Below are 19,463 nucleotides of genomic sequence, written 5' to 3'. Positions count from 1 at the left end.
CGCGGCCCGATGCACCCGATTCAGTCCTCGAGAACGCTGACGCTCACGCCGTACGGCAGGAATCGGACGCGTCGACGCGGGTCGGTGTTGTCCTTGTGTGCACGGAGGGCATCGAGTTCGGTGGCGTAGAGCTGATCGATCTGCGGTGAGCCGGCGTCGTCGACGCTGTAGATCGCCCAGACTCCGTCACCTTTCTGACCTGTGGTTTCGGGCTCCGGCGGAGCTTTGGGTGCCCCGGTGCCGGAGGCGAACAGCGAGCCGACCACCTCACGCAGGCCCTCGGTTGCCTCACGGGCGAACTTGTCGAAGTCGTCGGATCCGAATCCGAAGGGTCCTTGGTTGGCCATGGCTGTACCTCCTCAGGTGATACTCCAGTATGCGCGTTTTTCCCGAACAGCCGCCGAGCGTCCGAACGTTCACCTTGCCGGGCAGCACCGATCCGGCCATGGTGTTCCTGCACGGGCTCGGCTCGGCGGGCGTCCCGGCGTTCGGGGCGATCGCCGCGGACATTGCTTTCGAGGGCAGGGAACGGTTGCTGCCGGATCTGCTCGGGTTCGGATTCAGCGACCGTCCGCACGACATCGGCTACTCGCTCGACGACCATGCCGCTGCCGTTGCCGGCCTGCTCGATCAGCGGAATCTGACCTCGGTCGACCTCGTCGGCCACAGCCTGGGTGGATCGATCGCCACCGTGCTCGCGTACCGGAGGCCGGATCTGGTGGGCCGACTGATCGTGCTCGAACCCAATCTGCTGCCGTGGGACGGCACCGCGAGCGTGGAGATCGCCCGGCAGTCGGAGAGCGAGTTCGTCGACACCGGTGTGGCCGAGCTGATCGCCGACGCCGATCCGGAGTGGGCGTCCACCCTGCGCGTTGCCGATCCGGTCGCCCTTCACCGCACTGCGGTCGGGCTGTGTGTGGGACCGGAGCCGACGATTCGGTCCATGCTCGAGTCGGCAACTGTCCCCAGGGTATTCGTGTACGGAGATCGCACGGGCCCGCCGAGTCGGGAGGCCGAACTGATCAGCGCTGGAGTCGAGGTCGTACGAGTCGCCGATGCCGGGCACGTCATGATGGCCGACAACCCTGCCGGTGTGGTCGAGGTACTACGCGCCGCCCTGCTGTAGTCGTGCTCCGATCGAGTTGTGCAGAGATCTCAGGGAGTTCTGGCCGAGCGAGACCGTCTGCGACTCGACGTACCGCAACAGATGTGAATCGTCGAGAACCTTCTCGCTCGATTGGATCAGCACCGTGCCGGCACCGGTGAAGTCGAACTGGCGCTCCTCGCCGCTGTTGGCACCGAGAAATCCACGCGCCGCGCCGAGGAAGTTCTGCATCCAGTCGGCGTCGAAGTGATGCGAGGGTGACGGGCAATCAGCCCATCCCACAAGCGCTTCCGGGTCGATGCGCAGCGGCGGCTCGGCGAACATGACGGTGCCGTTGGACGAGGCCAGGAACTTGCCGGTTCCGAGCAGAGTGAGAAATCCCGGGACGATGGACTGCTTGAGATCCAGAGTCGGCTCGAACGCAAGGAGATTCGACGCCCGGATGGTGAGGTTGCCGTCGTCGAGGTCGTAGCTGTTGATGTTGAATCCGCGGTCGCCGAGGATGAGCTTGCCCTGGCCCTGCGCCAGTACCCAGTCGTTCGAGTACAGCGGAGACGAGAACCGTGCCGCGACGATGGCGGGCATGGAGGTCTGCCCGAGCGGCTCGAAGCGAACGTTGCCGTAGTAGGCGATCATCGCGCCCTTCGAGGTGAACCACGGCTGGCCTGCCAGTTCGACGCAGAACGCGTAGTCGTTGCCGGGGACGTTGTCGTTGACCGGCAGCGTGTACGGGGTGTGGATGTCGAGACCCATGAGATTGCTCCTCAGAACTTCTGCTCGGACGCCTGCACCCACACGGTGCCCATACCGGTCATCTTCAGCTGAATCGCCTCACCGCTGCCCTTGCCGACGGCGTCTCGCCACCCGACGTTCGCCGAGATGTCGACGTTGATGTTGCCGATGTGGCAGACGTACGCCTGCGGATCCACCACGACCTGAGGGTGATTCGGTCCGACCTGCAGCGGAGTCGCGCCGCCGTGCGAGAGAACTGCGACGCTGCCCTGACCGGTCAGTTGGGTCGTGAACAAACCCTGCCCGGTCATCGCGCCGCGCACCGCTCCGCGAACACCGCCCTGTGAGGTCAGGGCCACGATGGAACTCTGAAGGTAGCCGTCGTGCACCAGAAGTCGATCGGCTTCGACGGTGAGCATCGAGGACCCGTCGAGATGGATCACCTCGATGTACAGCCCGGCGTGGCCGTAGAAGACCTCACCCTGACCCTCGGCGGCCATCATCGCCACGTGCTCGCCTGCCATCATCCGGCCGGCCATCCCCGCCATGCCGCCCATGCCCGGCATGGCTCCGGCCGAACCGCCCATCGAGTGCGGAACGAACCGTACGTCGCCGGTGTAGTAGAGCATCGATCCACGACGCGCGAGCACGCTCTGATTGGGTGCCAGAACGGATTTCACGACTTTGCTGTTGACGAGTTCGAGCGGCACGTCAGCGCTCCTCGGGTTGGATGTAGACGACGCCCTGGCCGTCGAAACGGAGGGAGAACGCCTCGCCGCTGCCGCCGCCGATGGCGGAGCGCCACGTGACGTCGGTGACGAAGCTCTGATTCAGTTGGCCGCGGTGGGCAACGAACGCGTCGGGATCGACGACCAAGGGATACTGGGGGTCGACGGCGAGGGCGATGATCGGCCCACCCTTCGACAGCAATGCCACCGTTCCCGATCCGCTGACGACGGTGGTGAACAAACCTTGCCCCGACGATGCGCCGCGAAGGCCGGAGAACTTGACGTCGGTGCGCAGTTGCCCTGTGAGAGCGAGCAACTGGGAGGATTCGACGTGGAGGTTGTCGCCTTGGACCTCGACGAGAGTGATGTCCTGAGCGTCGACGGCGAAGTAGACGGTGCCCTTGCCCGACACGTCCATCAGCGACAGCGACTCGCCGGTCACCTTCTGTTTGAGTGCGGCGCGAAATCCGCCGCCGCCGCCCATGCCTGCGTTCTTGAAGGTGACGTCGCCCTCGTACGCCACCATGGAACCCGACATCGCGCGCAGGGAATCGCCGGTCAGGTCGGCGACCAAGACACGGTGCCCGTTCATCCTCAGCTGAGCCACGGGGGAACTATGCCACTGCACGCGCCCCCGCGGCTACCGCTGGAGAAAAATCTAGACGAGCGGCTTCAGGGCCTTACCTGCCAGTTCGACGGCTCCCGGCTGGTGTCCGTTGGTGATCAGGTTGATGATGATGCCGTCGATGCCGTGATCGAGCACGCGCTTCTGCACCTGCTCGGCCACGTCGTCGGGGGTTCCGCAGAAGTGGCGATCGGTGGCCTTCGCCGCGTCCTCCTCCGACAGGTTCGTCAGGTCGAGGCCCTGCTTCAGCACGAACTCGCGCTGCAGCTCCTTGGCCTTGTCGCCGTCCTCGTCGACGATGACGAACGCGAGGAAACTCGTTTCGAGATCCTTGGGATCGCGGTCGACCTCCTCGCAGCGCGCTTGGACCGCAGCGATCTTGCGGGGCAATTCGTTTGCGTCGCAGATGATGTTGAGATGGTCGGCGAATTGTGCGGCCAGTCCGAACGTCTTCTTCTCGCCGCCGCCACCGAGCATGATCGGCAGATCGTCGCGGATGCGAGGCTCGTTGATCGCGTCCTCCACCTGGTACCAGAGGCCGTCGAACGTGGGGCGCTGGCCGCGAAGCATCGGCTCGATGATCTGCAGGGCTTCGTCCAGTCGCTCGAAACGGTCGGTGAAGGTGCCGAACTCGAGTCCGAAGCTCTGGTGCTCGAGCTCGTACCAGCCGGCACCGATACCGAGGATCGCGCGACCGCCACTGACGACATCCAGTGTGGTGACGGTCTTGGCCAGGATCGCGGGATTGCGATAGGTGTTTCCGGTGACCAGCGCGGAGAGCTGGATGGTGTCGGTGGCCGTCGCGAGGGCGGACAGCGCGGAGTAGGCCTCGAGCATCGGCTCGTCGGGCTTGCCGATTCCGGGAAGTTGGTAGAAGTGATCCATCACGAATGCGGTGTCGAACCCGGCCGCTTCGGCCTCACGCGCCTGCGCGATGACCTGGGGAAAGAGCTCTGCGACCGAACCGTCGTAGCTGAAGTTGGGCATCTGGTAACCGAGGCGAATAGTCACGAGATCCACGCTACTCGGATATCGGCCCCTGGCACGCGTGAGAGCGCGATAATTCGACGATGACAATCTTGGAACTGACCAGGCAGCCGTTCTCCGGGTTCTCGGTCGACGACCTACAGGCGGCGCGCGCGTTCTACGGCGAGACCCTCGGACTGACGGTCACCGAGAACGAGATGGGCATGCTCGAGCTGCACCTCGCCGCCGGGGCGATCGTGCTGATCTATCCACGTCCCGGGCACGTGCCCGCTCGGTACACGATTCTGAACTTCCCGGTTGCCGACATGGACAGTGCGGTCGACACACTGATCGCCAAAGGGATTGTGTTCGAGCAGTATCCGGACATGGGCACCGACGAGAAAGGAATCTTTCGACACGGCGGCCCGCTCATCGCATGGTTCACCGACCCGGCGGGCAACGTGTTGTCGGTGCTGCAGGGCTGAACTCGGGCCGTCGGGAGTGGAGCCTGCGGAACGACTTCAGGCTGTCGGGAGTGGAGCCTGCGGAACGACCTCACGCCGTCGGGAGTGGAGCCTGCGGAACGACCTCACGCCGTCGGCAATCCGGCGTCGAGAGTGACTGTGCCGGAGCTGGTCACACCCGCATCGTCGACCCATTCGACGACGGCGGAATCGCCCGGGCGTCGTCCGATGAGTGCCTGCGACAGGTCCGACGAGGATTCGATCTGCGTGCCGTCGAACGTCACGATCACGTCCGCGGCGGACAACCCCAGGGACTCGGCCGGGGAATCGGAGGTCACCGAGACGACGGCCGCTCCGATCGCCGGCCTGTTCTCGAAGACCGACACATCGCGTACCGAGACACCGAAATACGGTGTGGGGCCTACGTGGACCGTGCCGCCCGATTGCCCGGCGAGTACCTGATCGAGTACCGAGACCGCCTCGGCGATGGGGACGGCATACGCCTCGGGTGCCTGTGGGGGCGAGAATTCGGTGCCGTTGCGGGCCTCGTCGGACAACCCGGCGGTGTTCACGCCCACCACACGGCCCCAGGCGTCGAACAGAGGCCCACCCGAATCCCCCGCTCGCACATCGGCATCGACGCGAATCATCCGCTCCAACGTATTTCGTGACCCGTCCACCGAACTGCGCGTACGCACCTGCTGATCGAGGGCGGTCACCGCCCCCGGCGCAGGCACCAATACCCCTGCACCCGAGGCATTCCCGACGGCTGTCACCGCATCACCCACCTCGGGAAGTGGGTCCGGGGCAAGCTCGACCACCGGCAGGTCGGCCGCGGTGATCAACTGCACGACCGCCACGTCACGGGACTTGTCGTAACCCAGCACGGTGGCGTCGTAGATCAGTCCGTTGCCCATGTGCACTGCGCTGATCTCGGTGGCGTTCTCGACGACGTGGAAGTTGGTGACTACGATTCCATCCGGCGCGACGACGAAGCCGGTGCCCGCGACCCCGGTGAAGCCGGCCGATGCCGACAGTGTGACAACGGTGGGATCGACCCGAGCCGAGAGCTCGTCGAGCGTCAGCGGCGGCGGTTCGACGACGGGAGCAGCCGGCGCGATGGGCTCCGGCGTGGCCACGAAGTCTGCGGTCCCTGGATCGAGTTGCGGCGTCGCGAAGAGCCACACGCCGGCAGCGACCAGCGTCAGCACCACCGCTCGTCCACCCGACCGCATAGGAACCGATTATGGTCCGACGGTGATGGTGGTGCCAGCTGGTTGCAGCTGATTGCGCCGAACGTCTGGGAACTGCCCGTCTACAGTCTGCTCATGTCCGCGTCGCATCGACCTCGAGTTCTGATCGGTATCTCCGGGTGGACGTACGCGCCGTGGCGAGGTGATTTCTATCCGGCGGGCTTGGCCCATCGCAAGGAGCTCGGGTACGCGTCGGAGAAACTGACGTCGATCGAGATCAACGGCACCTTCTATGCGATGCAGAAGCCGTCGAGCTTCACCAAATGGCACGACGAGACCCCGGACGACTTCGTGTTCTCGATCAAAGGCGGTCGCTACGTCACCCATATCAAACGGCTCGTCGGGGTCGAGGCAGCGCTCGCGAACTTCTTCGCCACCGGCGTGTTGACGCTGGGCGACAAGCTCGGACCGTTCTTGTGGCAGTTGCCACCGAACCTCGAATTCGACGCGCGGAAGATGGCGGACTTCTTTGCCGTGTTGCCCCGAACAGTGTCTGCTGCAGTCACTCTGGCACATTCTCGCGACGACAAACTCGCCGAGGATCGAGTGTTGCTGCCTCCGCCATCGTCTCGGCCGCTTCGGCACTGCGTGGAAGCTCGGCATCAGAGTTTCGCCACCGATGAAGCCGTGGAGTTGTTGCGAGAGAACGATATTGCGGTCGTCGTCGCCGATACTGCCGGTAAGTATCCGTACGTCGACACTCCGACGGCCGATTTCATGTACGCCCGCCTGCACGGCGACCAGGAGCTGTACGCCAGCGGCTACACCGATGACGCTCTCGACCGATGGGCTGCGAAGATCTCGGACTGGACGGCCACGGGCCGAGACGTCCACGTGTATTTCGACAACGACATCAAGGGACACGCACCCTTCGATGCCATGAGACTGATCGAGCGAATCGGTAGATGAGTATTCGGCTCTCTAGCTGATCGGGTAGATGTACGAATAACTCAATGTTCTCGTCCTGGCACAGGTAGCGCTTCTGCCACACGGGACAAGCTCTGTGCGGAGGCCAGAACCGTCGCCACCTTCTCTCGCAGGGCATCGCCCTCGAAGGTCTCCGCTCGGCCGCCCACGCTGATCGATGCAACGACCGCACCGTTTCGTCCGAGGATCGGTGCTCCGACGGCCGCGACACCGGTGAGGTAATCCGAGTTGCTCAGTGCGTACCCCTGAGACCGGATCAGTTCGAGACGGGTGAGCAACTCTTCCGGCGCGGTCGGTGTTCGATCCGTGAACGCAGGTAGGTCATCGGCGAGCCACCGGTCGCGTATCCGGGTGGAGAACGCCAGCATGGCCATCGGGCCTGCAGTGGCGTGATACGGCAGTACCGAACCGATCGAAATGCCCGCAACCACCAGGGGATTGCTTCCTTCGTGACGATCGATGCAGACGGCTCCCTCTTCCGCTGGGACCATGAGATATGCAGTGTCGCCGAACTTTTCGGCAATCTCCGACAGGTATGGTTGCGCGGCACCGCGGATGTCGAGTTGGGTCAGTGCCGACGACCCGATCTCGAACACGGGCATGGCGATTCGATACGAGCCTTCGGCCGTTCGATCCACCCAACCGGCATGGATCAGCGTGGTCATCAGTCTGTGCACGGTCGTCTTGTTCATTCGACTTGCAGTCGTCAGGTCGTTGAGCGTCCACACCGGATGCGTCGTATCGAAGTGATCGAGCAATGTGCAGGCTTTGACGACGGCACCGACTATGTCGCGGCCGGCGTGGGTATCGGACTCGGTGGGAACGTCCACGTGTTGTTCCTTCCGGTCGGCTGAAGCGTCGACGCCATCCTACGAAGCGATCGGAACCGGTGAGTGCACCGACCGGTGTTGACTTGTGATCCGAGCCACTCTAAATTCGGAATACGTTCCGCATTACGAAATGGATGGTGCTCATGACCGCGACACTCAGAGATCTGACCGAACAGGGCCTGGTGTACGCCCCGGGCGTATGGGACGGACTGACGGCAAAGCTGGCCGAACAAGCCGGGTTCTCGGCCCTGTGTGCCTCCGGCTTCGCCGTGTCGGCCGCACTCGGACTCCCCGACGCCGAGCTGTACACGATGACCGAGAACCTCCAGGCGGTACGCACCATCGGCGAGGCGTCGTCCCTACCGTTGGTCGCGGATATCGATACCGGCTACGGAAACGCCGTCAACGCGGCGCGGACCGCAGGTCGATTCGCCGTCGCAGGTGTGCAGGGCGTCTTCATGGAAGATCAGCTCTCGCCCAAGAAGTGCCCCATCTGCGTGGGCGAGCCCGTGGACCTCATCAGCATCGAGGAAGCGTCGGGAAAGGTCAGAGCAGTGCGGGATTCGCTGCCGGACCACGTCCTGATGATTGCCCGCACCGATGCGCGTGGCGACGACGCGATCCGACGCGCGACGGCATACGTCGACGCCGGTGCCGACATGATCATGCCGGTCACGAAGACCTTCGAGACCGCCGACGAGTGGGCTCGCTGTCACGACGCCGTCGGTGTCCCACTGATGGCGACATTGACCGCGTCGACGTGGACCGAGCGCGAGTTCACCCCGGAGGTGTTGCAGCAGATCGGCGTTCGACTCGCTCTACTGCCGACCCAGGTGCTGATGGCTGCCACCGGAGCTGCTCGTGAGGCTCTGCGCCGACTCGCAGGCGGAGAAGCCCCGGCCGAGGTGAGCGCCGACGCGCTGCAGCACCACGAGTTCGTCGATCTCATCGGTTTTCCGGAAGTCGAAGCAGCGCAACGCAAGTACCTTCCCGCCGACTCGAAGGTGTGATCGGTATGAGTTCCGACGCACTGACGATGGTCGAGAAGATCCTCGGCCGAACCTGTGATGCCGATGTGGTGCACGCCGGAGAGAATCATGCCGTGCGACCCGCACGGATGATCGCCTACGACTTCCCGGGCTACACCGACGTGATGTTCCGGCAGATGCGCGAGGACTTCGGCATCACCGAACTCGACGACCCGGCGCGATACGTCGTCTTCATCGACCACATGCTCACCAAGAAGAACGCCAAAGAACAAGAGGTGCACCAGATCACGCGAGATTGGTGCGAGTTCTACGGCATCGAACTGCACGAGGGTCGCGGCATCGGTCATCAACTCACCGCCGAACTCGGACTCGCGACGCCAGGAGACTTCCTCGTCCACTTCGACGGGCACATCAGCGGAATCGGTGCCTTCGGTGCACTCGGTTGGGGCATCCGGCGCGATCTGATCGAGGCATGGGTGACAGGACAGCTGTACGTCGACATCCCGGCCACCACCCGGTTCGACCTCGTGGGTGAGTTCGGCCCCGGCGTCGACAGTCGCGATCTCGTCCACACGATCATCGACCTGGTCGGTGCGGACGGGTGCGCCCACCAGGTCATGGAGTTCGGTGGGTCCGGAGCGCGGTCGATGAAGATCGACCACCGCCAGGGACTGTGCGGGATGGCGATGTTCACCGGAGCGGTCTCGGCGATCTTCGAACCCGACGAGCTGTCGCTCGCCTACGTCCACGACGTCGCCCGGCACGCGTTCAGCCCCGTGCTCCCCGACGAGGGCGCCACCTACGCGGCCCGCCACACCATCGACCTGTCCACCATCGTTCCGCAGGTGGTGCAGCCCGGCTCGGCCCGTGCCGCCAACACGCATACCGCCGCCGATCTGGCCGGAATACCGATCACGAAGGCGTTCATCGGGTCCTGTGCCAGCGGCCGCATCGAAGACTTGCGCGCGGCGGCTCTGGTGCTCGACGGGCGGACGGTCGCACCCGGGGTCGAGTTGAACGTGGTGCCGACCTCGCAGAAGGTGCACGATCAAGCCGAAAGCGAAGGGCTGCTGGACATCCTGCGTTCGGCGGGCGCGCATATCGCGGTGTCGAGCTGCGACTTCTGCTTCGGATACCAGAAGCCCCTCGCGGCCGGCGAGAACTGCATTTCCACCGGGGTGCTGAACATCTCAGGGCGAATGGGTAGCTCCGACGCCAACATCTACATGGGTTCGCCCTTCACCGTCGCGGCCAGCGCCCTCGCCGGTACGATCGCGCAGGTGGGGTCATGAGCGCATACCCGCCCCCGCCCGACGTCATCGACGGCGCAGTCGCGTGGATATTCGGCGACGACTTCGACATCGATCTGGTGGTGGGTGTCGCGAACATCAAGTCCTACGACCCCGATCACCTCAGATCGGTCTGCATGGCGGCGTACGACCCGGATTTCGTCGATCGAGTTCGCCCCGGAGACATCATCGTCGGTGGGCGGAACTTCGGCTACGGACATCCGCACTATCCGCCGATGGTGGCGTTGCGCAACCTGGGCATCAGTGCCGTTGTGGCGGAATCGTTCTCGCCCGGATTCTGGCGCGGCGAGACCTTCAACGGTATGCCCCTGATCACCGTCCCCGGAATATCGGACGCGGTGGCCGTCGGTGACGTAGTCGGACTCGACTGGCGTCGGGCCGAGGTGTCGAAGGCGGACGGCACCACGATCACCGGTCATCCACCGAATGCCCGCACGGTCGCCGTCATCGAAGCAGGAGGGTCGTACGAACTGCTTCTCTCCGAACACCGAAGCAAGCAACCACTTACAGAAGGATCAGCGCGATGACGAACACCGAACACTCCCGCGCAGGAGTCGCACCGCCCAAGGCGGACACCACGACCGCGCGCCGAGCTGCGCTCGCCGGAGGTGTCGGCACGCTCATCGAGTATTACGACTTCGCGGTCTACGGCTTCCTCGCCGTCGTCATCGCACCGCTGTTCTTCCCATCCACCAGCCCCGGCGTATCGATACTGGCGACCTTGGCGGTCTTCGGCGTCGCCTACGTCGCCCGTCCGCTCGGCGGAATCTTCTTCGGAAGACTCGGAGACCGTAAGGGTCGTCGGCACGCCCTCGTCATCACCGTGGTGTGCATGGGCGTCGCCTGCGGCATTCTCGGCCTGCTGCCGACGCACTCGAGCGTCGGCGTGCTGGCCCCGGTTCTGCTGGTCATCGTCCGGCTCGCCCAGGGATTCTCGGCGGGCGGTGAGATCGGCGGTGCCGCAACCTACATCGCCGAATCGGCACCGCCGAACCGTCGTGGATTCTTCGGTTCGTTCACGCCGGTGGGATCGACACTCGGCTTCGCCGTCGCTGCCGCCGTCGTCGGGGTCGTCGCTCTGATCACGACCGACGAACAAATGTCGTCCTGGGGATGGCGCATCCCGTTCCTGCTTGCTCTGCCCCTGGCGTTCGTATGTCTCCGTGTCCGGCTGAAGCTGGAGGACAGCCCGGAGTTCGAGGAAATGGCAGCCAAGAATGAGGTAGCCAAGAGCCCGTTGAGTGACGTGGTGAGGAAGCAACCGTGGTCGGTGCTCCGCGTCGTCGGCATCGCGATCGCGATGAACGGATCCGGATACATCGGACTGACCTACTTCAGCGTGTACCTGATCAACGACCTCGGGTTCTCGAAGGACTCGGTGTACTGGACGTCGGCGGTGGCAATTGCGTTGGCCTGCGCCACTTTTCCGTTGAGCGGGATGCTGACCGACAGATTCGGCCGCAAACCGGTACTGCTGTTCGGCTATGTGGCCTACGTGATCATCGCGCTACCGGTCTTCATGATTCTCGGTGCCACGTCGAGCATTCTGATCGTCGGCGTCGTCTACTTCGTCTACATGGTGCTCAATGGCGTCGTACAGGTTCCGGCGTTCCCGCTGTTCACCGAACTGTTCCCGCGATCGGTTCGCTACACCGGAGTGTCGTTGGGCTTCAACATCGGAACGATCGCCGCAGGCGGAACTGCGCCGTACGTCGCCGCACAGTTGGTCGAATCGACCGGCAACGCGATGTCACCGGCGTACTGGGTGATGGGCGTGTGCGCCATCGGTGTTGCGACGGTGCTGACCATCAAGGAGACGGGACACAGCACGCTCCCCGTGTAAGCTGGAGCTGCTCTGCTGTCAGCAGCGATCCCATCAGGCTGGTCGACGGCAGCGCGGACCGGATGACCGGCACACTGGGTACATGAAGCTATTGGTCCTCGGCGGAAGCGACTTCGTGGGGCGATGCGCCGTCGAACACGCCCTCGATCTGCAGTGGGACGTCACGGTACTCAATCGCGGCACGACCCCGTCGGATCCCCGGGTCAACCAACTCCGTGGAGACAGACGCGCGACCGGTGGGCTGAATGCGATTCGAGAAGGTAACTGCGACATGGTGTTCGACACCTGGTCATGGGAGCCGAGCGCCGTCGAGCGGTCGTCGGCGACGCTCGTCGGTCGAGTCGATGGCTACATCTACGTCTCGAGCCGATCCGTGTACGACGCGCCCGAGGCAGGAGCGAACGAGACCTGGCCGACGGTCCACGGGCCTGGCGAGGACTATGCGCGATGCAAACTCGGCGGTGAGCGGGCCGCTGCTGCAGCGTTCGGCGCTCGAGCGCTGCTGGTCCGCGCCGGGCTGATCCTGGGACCCTACGAAAATATCGGCCGACTTCCCTGGTGGCTGAACAGAATCGAGCGCGCTGGCGATGTGCTCGCGCCCGGTCCCGCCGACCTGGCACTGCAATATGTCGATGCCCGCGATCTCGTTGCCTGGAGTCTGGATGCAGCGGTCCGGGGTCTCGGGGGCGCGTACGACGTGGTGAGCCGGCCAGGTCATGCCACGATCGACGACGTTCTGCAGGCCTGCATCCAAGCCACCCGCTCCGATGCTCGGCTGTGCTGGGTGGAGCCGGACGTACTCAGCGCTGCAGGCGTGCGGCCGTGGACGGAGCTCCCGATCTGGATTCCGCCGGGGGCCGACCATGATTCGTTGCATGCATCCGATGTCTCGAAGGCATTCGCTGCGGGGTTCCGGACTCGTCCGATTCAGGAGACCATCGCCGACACGTGGATGTGGTTGCAGTCGCTGAACGGACGGACGCCGATGAGGGACGATCGGCCGCCCGTCGGACTCTCGGCCGAGCGTGAGGCGGCAATTCTGGCGGGGCGGTGAACTCGGCAGACGCGCGCGGAATCGTCGGACGCGTTCGGAATTGCCACAGGATCGGTGTCGAAATCGCGCGCGTCTGACAAACGCGCGCGCATTTGCGGGGAAACCGGTCCCGCTACCCCACTATTCGTCTCTCTCGACCCAAAGCTAGAGAACGATAGACAACGCTACGGAGCGCAGAGTCGTCGTACCGAGCCCTCGATGATCGACGCCCGACGCTGGTGTTCGGTGTCGTCGACGGCTCCGCAGTCGTTACCCGGCGCGGTCATCCACGACGAGGTGATGCCGAAGATCATGGTGAACAGGTCGTCGACGGTGAACGCGTCCGAGATCGTCCCCTTCTTCTGTGCCGCGGCCACAGCCGTTCGTCGCTCGGCGAATACCGATCGGACCTTCTCCACGCCTGCCGCGCCCTTGCCGCCCTGAAGTTGCGTCCACAGCAGCAATCGGTGTTCCTCGGGGTGCGCGGCGAAGTGTAGATACTCGCGGGCGGCGTATCGCCCCAGATCGTCGGCGGTGAACGGAACCGATTCGAGAAATCGGGTGAATCCGTCCTCCATCACGGCTCGGAACAGAGCTTGCTTGTCGCCGAAATAGGCGTACAGGCGTTCCTTGCTGGCCTTGGCGGAGACGGCGATGCGATCCACTCGTGCTCCGGCCAGTCCGTGCTCGGAGAATTCTGCGCGAGCGGCGGCGACGATGCGGGCGCGGGTTGCGCTGGCGTCAGGCTTCATGACGGCCACGATACCGCCTACCAACTAGTTCGTTTGACACCTCGGACGGCATCGCCTACCTTTTCGATCGGGACATTTTCGTGCCCGAGAATCGACGAGTACGAGTGGGGTAGAAACATGTCGCAGCTCTCCGAGCGAGAATCGCCGGATCTCAACCCGAACTACGAGCGCCGATGGCTGGTGCTCTGCATCGTCGCCATCACTCAGCTCACGATCGTGCTGGACGGCACCATCGTCAACATCGCGCTGCCGCAGGCTCAGCTGGACCTGGGTATCAGCGACAGCAGCCGCGCCTGGGTCATCACCGCCTACGCGTTGTCGTTCGGCGCACTTCTGCTGCTCGGCGGACGCATCGCCGACTACTGGGGACGCAAGCGCTCGTTCATCGTCGGCATGGCAGGCTTCGCAGTTGCCTCCGCAATCGGCGGACTCGCCCAGGAGGGCTGGCAGCTGTTCATCGCGCGCGCCGGCCAGGGCGTCTTCGCCGCACTGCTCGCACCGGCAGCACTGGCCATCCTGACGGTCACGTTCACCGACACCAAGGAACGAGCCAAGGCATTCGGCGTGTTCGGAGCGATCGCCGGTGGCGGCGCAGCCGTCGGCCTGCTCCTCGGCGGAGTGCTCACCGAATACGCGAACTGGCGCTGGTGCCTGCTCGTCAACATCCCGGTCGCCGTGGTTGCCATCGCTGCCGCGGTGCCGTTGGTCAAGGAAAGCAAGGCGCACGGAGACACTCGCTACGACCTGCCGGGCGCGATCCTCGTCGCACTCGGGCTGGCATCGCTGGTCTACGGCTTCACCGAAGCCGAAGACGGCTGGGCGACGGTACCGACCATCTCCTTCATCGCCCTCGGCCTCGCTCTTCTCGCGGCCTTCGTCGTGGTGGAGTCGAAGTCGGACAACCCGTTGCTTCCGCTCAGTGTGCTGCTCGATCGGGACCGCGGTGCCGCGTACATCGGATCCGCCGTCATCGGTGCCGCATTGCTCGGCGGCACGTTGTACCTCACGTTCTACTTCCAGATCGTGCTCGAGATGAGCCCGGTGATCGCCGGCGTCGCGTCGCTACCGATGACCGGTGGAATCCTGATCACCGCTGCAATCGCCTCCGCGCTGGTGCCGAAGATCGGGCCCAAGCCGCTGATGACCGTCGGTCCCGTCGTCTCCGCGATCGGCCTGCTGCTGCTCACGCAGATCGGTGTCGACACCTCGTACTGGACGCACGTCCTCCCGGGCGTCGTGCTGCTCGGCCTCGGTCTCGGTCTGCTGATGGTGCCGATGCAGAACGTCGCGCTGATCGGAGTGCCCGATCACGACGCAGGTGCCGCATCCGCGCTGATCAACGCCACTCTGCAGGTCGGCGGCGCACTCGGCGCGGCGGTGTTCACCACGGTGTACACCTCGTCCAAGTCCACGTACCTGGCCGAGAACCCGGCACCGACTCCGCCTGCCGGAGTTCCTGCCGAGGCTCTCGCGAGCCAGGAGATCCCCAGCGACGAAGTACTGGCCGCGTTGCCGGAGCCGATCCGAAACTTCGTGCTGGCCACCATCGACCACGCCTTCGCAGCCGAGGTCTCGGGTTACGCCTGGGCCTTCGGGACCGCCGCGATCCTCGTCGCGCTGGTGTGCCCGGTCGTGCTGGTGCTCGTCCGCGCGAAGAAGGACGACCTGCCCGTCGGCGACACCCCGGTGCACATCGGATAGGTCACGCAGGACGAACCCCGCTGCTCACCCGTCGAGCAGCGGGGTTCGACGTTTTCGAACGTGTTCTCAGTCCGGGTCGATCGCGTCGGCCTGCGCGGTGAGCAGCATGTGCAACAACTCCGGCGGCAATGCCAACGGTGGCATCGAACCGAGGGTGATGGAGTTCTCGGCATCGCCGTTGAGCTCCGTCACCTCGTCGTGCAGTCTTTCCATCTTCTCGTCGAGCTTGTTCGCGCTCTCGGCGGCCTCGGTCAGTTCGGCCAGCAGAGTGGGCGGAATTTCTCCGCGGTACTTGTAGAAGATCTTGTGTTCCAAGCTTGCCCAGAAATCCATCGCGATGGTTCGGATCTGCAGCTCGACGAGCACCGGTTGGACGCGGTCGGACATGAACACCGGAATCTCGACGATCAGGTGCAAACTCTTGTAGCCGTTTGGTTTCGGATTCGCGATGTAGTCCTTGGTCTCGACGACGCGCACATCGCTCTGGCTACTGAGCATGTCGGCAATGCGGTAGGTGTCGGAGATGAAGCTGCAGGTGATGCGCACACCCGCGACGTCGAAGATGTTCTCGCGGATCGCGTCGAGATTGAGCGAGCACTTCTTGCGCTGCGCCTTGTCGATGATGCTCTCGGGCGTCTTCAACCTCGACGAGACGTGTTCGATGGGGCTGTAGCGGTGAATGTGGGTGAATTCCTGCTTGAGGATGTTGATCTTGGTGATCAGCTCGTCGATCCCGAACTTGTAGCTCATCATGAATCGCGTGAAATCGTGCCTGAGTCGACCCAGGTCGACCGCGGTTTCACTGTTCTTCATGACCTCGTTCATGAACACGATTGTCCACGACGGCAGGTCGGGCGCGCGCGGCGCGCGAATCGAAGCTTGCATCACTGCACGACGGGCCCAGTTCGGGGGTGAATCTCACGACGCCACAGGACTGGCACTGATGCGTCCGGTGATGTCCGAGTTCACACGAACATGCCCGCGAACCGACGAGAACCGACCCTGCGACGAGCCGATGACCGTTGCCACAACGCTTCGGTGCTCTCTCGGCCCATCGATCCCCGACGCGATAGAGCGAGCCGGCCGCAGGCTCGGGTTCGACTGCCATTGCGTGCGACCGCCTTCGAGAATCCGTACAGTCCGCTCTGGACCGCCCGAAGTGGCTCCGCTGGCCGCATCGCCAACTCCGGGGGCACGCTCAGACTAACAGAAATCGAACGTGTGTTCTAACGTGTGGGTCAAAACCACGTCTTGCGGCCACCGACTGCGCGCCCCATCGAACCGAGCAGCGTCAGAACCGCGCCGACGACCACGAGGATGATGCCGATAGTCGTCAGAATTGATATGCCGGCGAAATAACCGATGAGTGCGAGGATGATTCCGAGAACGATCATGACTACTCCTGGTGCATCTGTGAGCCCGCTACCGACGAATGCCGATGGGACCGAACGCACCCGCGTCAGGTGGAGGATCGATCACGATTGCCGTTATTTTCCGGCGTCGACTTTCGCCGCGAGGAAGGCCTCCGGGTCGATCAGATCCGCCTGCCCCACGATCGATCCCAGGTCTGCTATGCGCTCGATGCCGGTGAGAACCATCTCTTCTTCGACCGTGCCCTCGGCGTAACCGTAGTAACAGGTCGAGGTCGTGTGGTTGTGGTCCTTGTCGATTCGGTTCGCACGCCCCTCGATCTGGCGAATGTCGATCGGTGTCCACCTCGGGTCGTGAATCAGCGTCACGCGCGGGGCCAGGGTCGAGACCGTCCCCTCGGGCAGCAGTAACTCGTTGGTGTGCAGATTGATTGCACTGGTGGTGGTCGACACGATGACCGACGCCGCCCCGGTCTGGAAACGTCTGATCGATGCCTCCTGCTCGGGGCTGCTCATGGAGCCGTCGACCACGGCGACATCGAGACCCTCGTCCCGCAGAGTCTGCGCGAGCGCGGCGACCGACTCGCGGTAGAACATCGAGACGAACACCTGATTGCCTGCCTTGACCCACGTCCGTACCTGGTCTGCGGACGCGGGAATGCGCAAGTACGAGCACTTCTGGCGAAACCGCAGCGTGGCCGCGCGAGTACTCGGGTTCTTCTGCAGCACGCGCTTTCCGCCCACGGCCTTCCAGATCGGCAGCCCGACTTCCTTGCGATAGTCCACCCATGCCGAGTTGTACAGCCGCTTCTGGGCGGCAGTGAGTTCCTGCCCGAGCGGTTCGCGGGGCGTCGGTGGCGAGGGACGCGAAATCGACCACGGCACAGTGCCTCCCGACAGCCAGCCATGTACGGCCGCGATGTCACGTGCGCGGCGGGCGGCGTCCTCGGGCTCCCAGCGCCACGTCGTCAACCCCGTCGTCGCCTTGCCCGCCTTCACGGCGAACCCGGATTCGATGAGGAACTCGGCCCACTTCATCGTCACCGCGTACCCGAGGTACTCCTCGTCGCCCAGGATCTCGACGCCGCGACTGCGCTCCACCGCCCGAGCCATGTAAGCGAAGTGCAGCGGCTGATAGCCGGGCGTGGCAGACATCCACACCACCGAACGGGCCGCCTCCTGATACCGCCAGAGAATCTGCGACTGTTGGGATTCGATGTTCATCAGCGCATGCGACTCGTCGGCGATCACCACGTCCATGTCGAACCGCAATTCACCGAGCGAGATGGTCCGTTTGTTCTGTGTCCGTTTGCGTTTGCCCAGATCGGTCTCCGGCGGAACCGACAGGAGCTTCTTCGTCGATTGGTAGGTGATCAGCAGCCAACGCTTGCGCTCGGACGGCTCGATGTCTGCCTCGCTGTCTGCGATGGTGCGACGCCACCCCGGCAGCGCGCCCTTGGGTGCGACCACCAGCACCGTGCCGATCTCGGCCGCCGACATCTGCCGGACGGCCTCGCACACCGCGAGCGTCTTGCCCAGACCCGTCGAATCCATCTGCGCGAAGTACGGGAAACCGGCCTCGAGGGCGGCGAGATGGCGCCCGACGGACTCGAGTTGGGTGTCGCGAGGCTGCATCGCCCGCTCTCGCACAGCTTCGTCACGCCAATTCTCGTTCGCGTCGTCCTCGAGCCACCGCTGCAGGCTGTACGGCATCGACTCGTACGGCTGCAGATACTCCGGCAACTCGGTGCCGTAGTACGCGAACACCCGAGGGCCCGGATACCAGCGCGCTCCGGCAGCGCCTGCCGCCGACCGATCCTCGAACGGCACGTCCAGCACCCAGACGCGCTCACCGGGATCGGGTACCCGCAGATCGGGGGCAGCAGTCTTGCGCGGCGAGGTCTTGCGCGGAGCGGCCCGCTTGCGTGGTGCGGCTTTTTTCGGAGCAGCGGCCTTCTTCGGTGCCGGCTCACCGTTCTTCGCGGCCGCGAACTTTCGCGCAGCGCTGCTCTGCCCAGCCTTGACGGTGCGGGCAGTGGTGGATCGGGCTGTGCGTCTACGAGGTGGCATCGGATCCAGTCTGTCGTACGGTGTGCACGAACACCGTAAAGGAGCCCTGTGACATACACGAACGACCCGCGCGCCGTAGTACTCGTCCACGACCGGGACCCGGCTCTCGCGCGACGCGACATCGGCACCCTCGACGCCGAATTGCGCAGCAGGGGTTTCCAGTTGGACGTGCACTCCTTCGATCACAGTCCCGACACCGCGCCGCCGTCGCTGTCCGAGGCGCAGTTGCTGGTGGTCATGGGCTCGCCCGACGCTGCGTACGACGACACGCTGACCTGGCTCGCGCCGGAAATCGCATACGTACGGCAGGCCGTCGACGCGCAGGTCCCGATCCTGGGTGTCTGCTTCGGCGGTCAGTTGCTCGCTCGGGTGCTCGGCGGCAGCGTGCGCAAGTCCGAGCATCCCGAGTACGGTTTCGTCGACGTCGAGTCGTCCGATCCCGAGCTCGTCGCCGTCGGCCCGTGGATGGAGTTTCACGGAGACACCTTCGTCGCTCCCCCGGAGGCGACGGTGATCGCCCGCAACGGGGCCGCACAACAGGCGTTCGTACACGGACCGCACCTCGGACTGCAGTTCCACCCCGAAATCGACCTCGACACGTACGACGCGTGGGCGGCCGCATGGGACCGCGACGGCGTCGAACACGAGGTGGACGTGCACGAGATTCGCCGAGCCATCGCCGACGCCGAACCTGCGGCTCGGTTGCGGTGCTCGGCTCTGCTGGACTCGTTTCTCGCCCGAGCCTCGACGGTGCCCCGGTAGGGT

Annotated in this window: 21 protein-coding genes; 10 read left to right on the top strand and 11 right to left on the bottom strand. The window is 64.4% G+C overall.

Annotated features, from left to right (window positions below):
• Positions 1-20: 20 nt before the first annotated feature.
• On the bottom strand, positions 21-347 hold the full coding sequence (locus CH296_RS08700) for a hypothetical protein (RefSeq protein WP_032396836.1): 327 nt from the start codon (positions 345-347) through the stop codon (positions 21-23).
• Between the two features lie 29 nt (positions 348-376).
• Between CH296_RS08700 and CH296_RS08695 the strand changes: the two genes are divergently transcribed.
• Entirely contained in the window at positions 377-1,126 is a 750-nt protein-coding gene (locus CH296_RS08695) for an alpha/beta fold hydrolase (protein ID WP_094684517.1), read from the top strand.
• On the opposite strand, the gene CH296_RS08690 is transcribed toward CH296_RS08695, so the two are convergent.
• The 4 genes from CH296_RS08690 to CH296_RS08675 all read right to left on the bottom strand — a co-directional run bounded on the left by CH296_RS08690 (position 1,106) and on the right by CH296_RS08675 (position 4,201).
• Positions 1,106-1,858 (bottom strand): AIM24 family protein, encoded by a 753-nt coding sequence (locus tag CH296_RS08690; protein WP_045197553.1) that lies wholly within the window; start codon positions 1,856-1,858, stop codon positions 1,106-1,108. The two genes, CH296_RS08695 and CH296_RS08690, sit on opposite strands and share 21 nt — an antisense overlap.
• Before the next feature lie 11 nt (positions 1,859-1,869).
• Positions 1,870-2,547: an AIM24 family protein gene (locus CH296_RS08685; protein WP_032396834.1), complete on the bottom strand. Its 678-nt coding sequence runs from the start codon at positions 2,545-2,547 to the stop codon at positions 1,870-1,872.
• 1 nt (position 2,548) lies between these two features.
• A complete protein-coding gene (locus tag CH296_RS08680; RefSeq protein ID WP_032396833.1) occupies positions 2,549-3,157 on the bottom strand; it encodes an AIM24 family protein in 609 nt (202 codons plus the stop codon).
• A 66-nt stretch (positions 3,158-3,223) separates the two neighbouring features.
• The gene (locus CH296_RS08675) at positions 3,224-4,201 is read right to left on the bottom strand and encodes an LLM class F420-dependent oxidoreductase (RefSeq protein ID WP_032397300.1); all 978 of its coding nucleotides are present in this window, start codon (positions 4,199-4,201) and stop codon (positions 3,224-3,226) included.
• A gap of 59 nt (positions 4,202-4,260) precedes the next feature.
• Here CH296_RS08675 and CH296_RS08670 point away from each other — a divergent pair, with 59 nt between their 5' ends.
• Complete coding sequence (locus CH296_RS08670; RefSeq protein ID WP_094684516.1) at positions 4,261-4,641, top strand: VOC family protein; 381 nt, start codon at positions 4,261-4,263, stop codon at positions 4,639-4,641.
• A 104-nt stretch (positions 4,642-4,745) separates the two neighbouring features.
• On the opposite strand, the gene CH296_RS08665 is transcribed toward CH296_RS08670, so the two are convergent.
• Entirely contained in the window at positions 4,746-5,855 is a 1,110-nt protein-coding gene (locus CH296_RS08665; protein ID WP_045197549.1) for a S1C family serine protease, read from the bottom strand.
• Positions 5,856-5,948: 93 nt separating this feature from the next.
• Between CH296_RS08665 and CH296_RS08660 the strand changes: the two genes are divergently transcribed.
• The gene (locus CH296_RS08660) at positions 5,949-6,782 is read left to right on the top strand and encodes a DUF72 domain-containing protein (RefSeq protein ID WP_094684588.1); all 834 of its coding nucleotides are present in this window, start codon (positions 5,949-5,951) and stop codon (positions 6,780-6,782) included.
• 41 nt (positions 6,783-6,823) lie between these two features.
• Here the strand turns inward: CH296_RS08660 and CH296_RS08655 are convergent, their stop codons facing one another.
• On the bottom strand, positions 6,824-7,630 hold the full coding sequence (locus tag CH296_RS08655; protein WP_094684515.1) for an IclR family transcriptional regulator: 807 nt from the start codon (positions 7,628-7,630) through the stop codon (positions 6,824-6,826).
• 134 nt (positions 7,631-7,764) lie between these two features.
• Between CH296_RS08655 and CH296_RS08650 the strand changes: the two genes are divergently transcribed.
• From CH296_RS08650 to CH296_RS08630, 5 genes are all read left to right on the top strand, one after another.
• Positions 7,765-8,640, top strand: coding sequence for an oxaloacetate decarboxylase (locus CH296_RS08650; protein WP_032396828.1), 876 nt, complete (start codon positions 7,765-7,767; stop codon positions 8,638-8,640).
• Positions 8,641-8,645: 5 nt separating this feature from the next.
• Positions 8,646-9,911 (top strand): aconitase family protein, encoded by a 1,266-nt coding sequence (locus CH296_RS08645; protein WP_373557275.1) that lies wholly within the window; start codon positions 8,646-8,648, stop codon positions 9,909-9,911.
• Positions 9,908-10,456 carry a 3-isopropylmalate dehydratase gene (locus tag CH296_RS08640; protein WP_045197542.1) on the top strand — a complete coding sequence of 183 codons (549 nt, stop codon included), beginning with the start codon at positions 9,908-9,910 and terminating at the stop codon, positions 10,454-10,456. The genes CH296_RS08645 and CH296_RS08640 overlap by 4 nt, the downstream gene beginning before the upstream one ends.
• On the top strand, positions 10,453-11,772 hold the full coding sequence (locus tag CH296_RS08635; RefSeq protein ID WP_032396826.1) for an MFS transporter: 1,320 nt from the start codon (positions 10,453-10,455) through the stop codon (positions 11,770-11,772). Before CH296_RS08640 ends, CH296_RS08635 begins: the two co-directional genes overlap by 4 nt.
• A gap of 82 nt (positions 11,773-11,854) precedes the next feature.
• Positions 11,855-12,826, top strand: coding sequence for an NAD-dependent epimerase/dehydratase family protein (locus CH296_RS08630; protein ID WP_094684514.1), 972 nt, complete (start codon positions 11,855-11,857; stop codon positions 12,824-12,826).
• A 164-nt stretch (positions 12,827-12,990) separates the two neighbouring features.
• On the opposite strand, the gene CH296_RS08625 is transcribed toward CH296_RS08630, so the two are convergent.
• On the bottom strand, positions 12,991-13,557 hold the full coding sequence (locus CH296_RS08625; RefSeq protein WP_094684513.1) for a TetR family transcriptional regulator: 567 nt from the start codon (positions 13,555-13,557) through the stop codon (positions 12,991-12,993).
• Positions 13,558-13,674: 117 nt separating this feature from the next.
• Between CH296_RS08625 and CH296_RS08620 the strand changes: the two genes are divergently transcribed.
• Positions 13,675-15,258: an MFS transporter gene (locus tag CH296_RS08620; RefSeq protein ID WP_032396824.1), complete on the top strand. Its 1,584-nt coding sequence runs from the start codon at positions 13,675-13,677 to the stop codon at positions 15,256-15,258.
• Between the two features lie 66 nt (positions 15,259-15,324).
• Here CH296_RS08620 and CH296_RS08615 read toward each other — a convergent pair whose 3' ends face one another.
• From CH296_RS08615 to CH296_RS08605, 3 genes are all read right to left on the bottom strand, one after another.
• Entirely contained in the window at positions 15,325-16,083 is a 759-nt protein-coding gene (locus tag CH296_RS08615) for a GTP pyrophosphokinase family protein (RefSeq protein WP_052683845.1), read from the bottom strand.
• Between the two features lie 413 nt (positions 16,084-16,496).
• Positions 16,497-16,652, bottom strand: coding sequence for a DUF6131 family protein (locus CH296_RS28880; RefSeq protein WP_094611554.1), 156 nt, complete (start codon positions 16,650-16,652; stop codon positions 16,497-16,499).
• 93 nt (positions 16,653-16,745) lie between these two features.
• Entirely contained in the window at positions 16,746-18,698 is a 1,953-nt protein-coding gene (locus CH296_RS08605; protein ID WP_254923866.1) for a DEAD/DEAH box helicase, read from the bottom strand.
• Between the two features lie 48 nt (positions 18,699-18,746).
• On the opposite strand from CH296_RS08605, the gene CH296_RS08600 reads away from it, so the two are divergent.
• A complete protein-coding gene (locus CH296_RS08600; RefSeq protein WP_094684512.1) occupies positions 18,747-19,460 on the top strand; it encodes a type 1 glutamine amidotransferase in 714 nt (237 codons plus the stop codon).
• Positions 19,461-19,463: the final 3 nt, after the last annotated feature.

The organism is Rhodococcus sp. 14-2496-1d, assembly GCF_002259365.1.
Taxonomy (GTDB): domain Bacteria; phylum Actinomycetota; class Actinomycetes; order Mycobacteriales; family Mycobacteriaceae; genus Rhodococcoides.
This window is presented reverse-complemented; position numbering and strand designations above follow the sequence as displayed.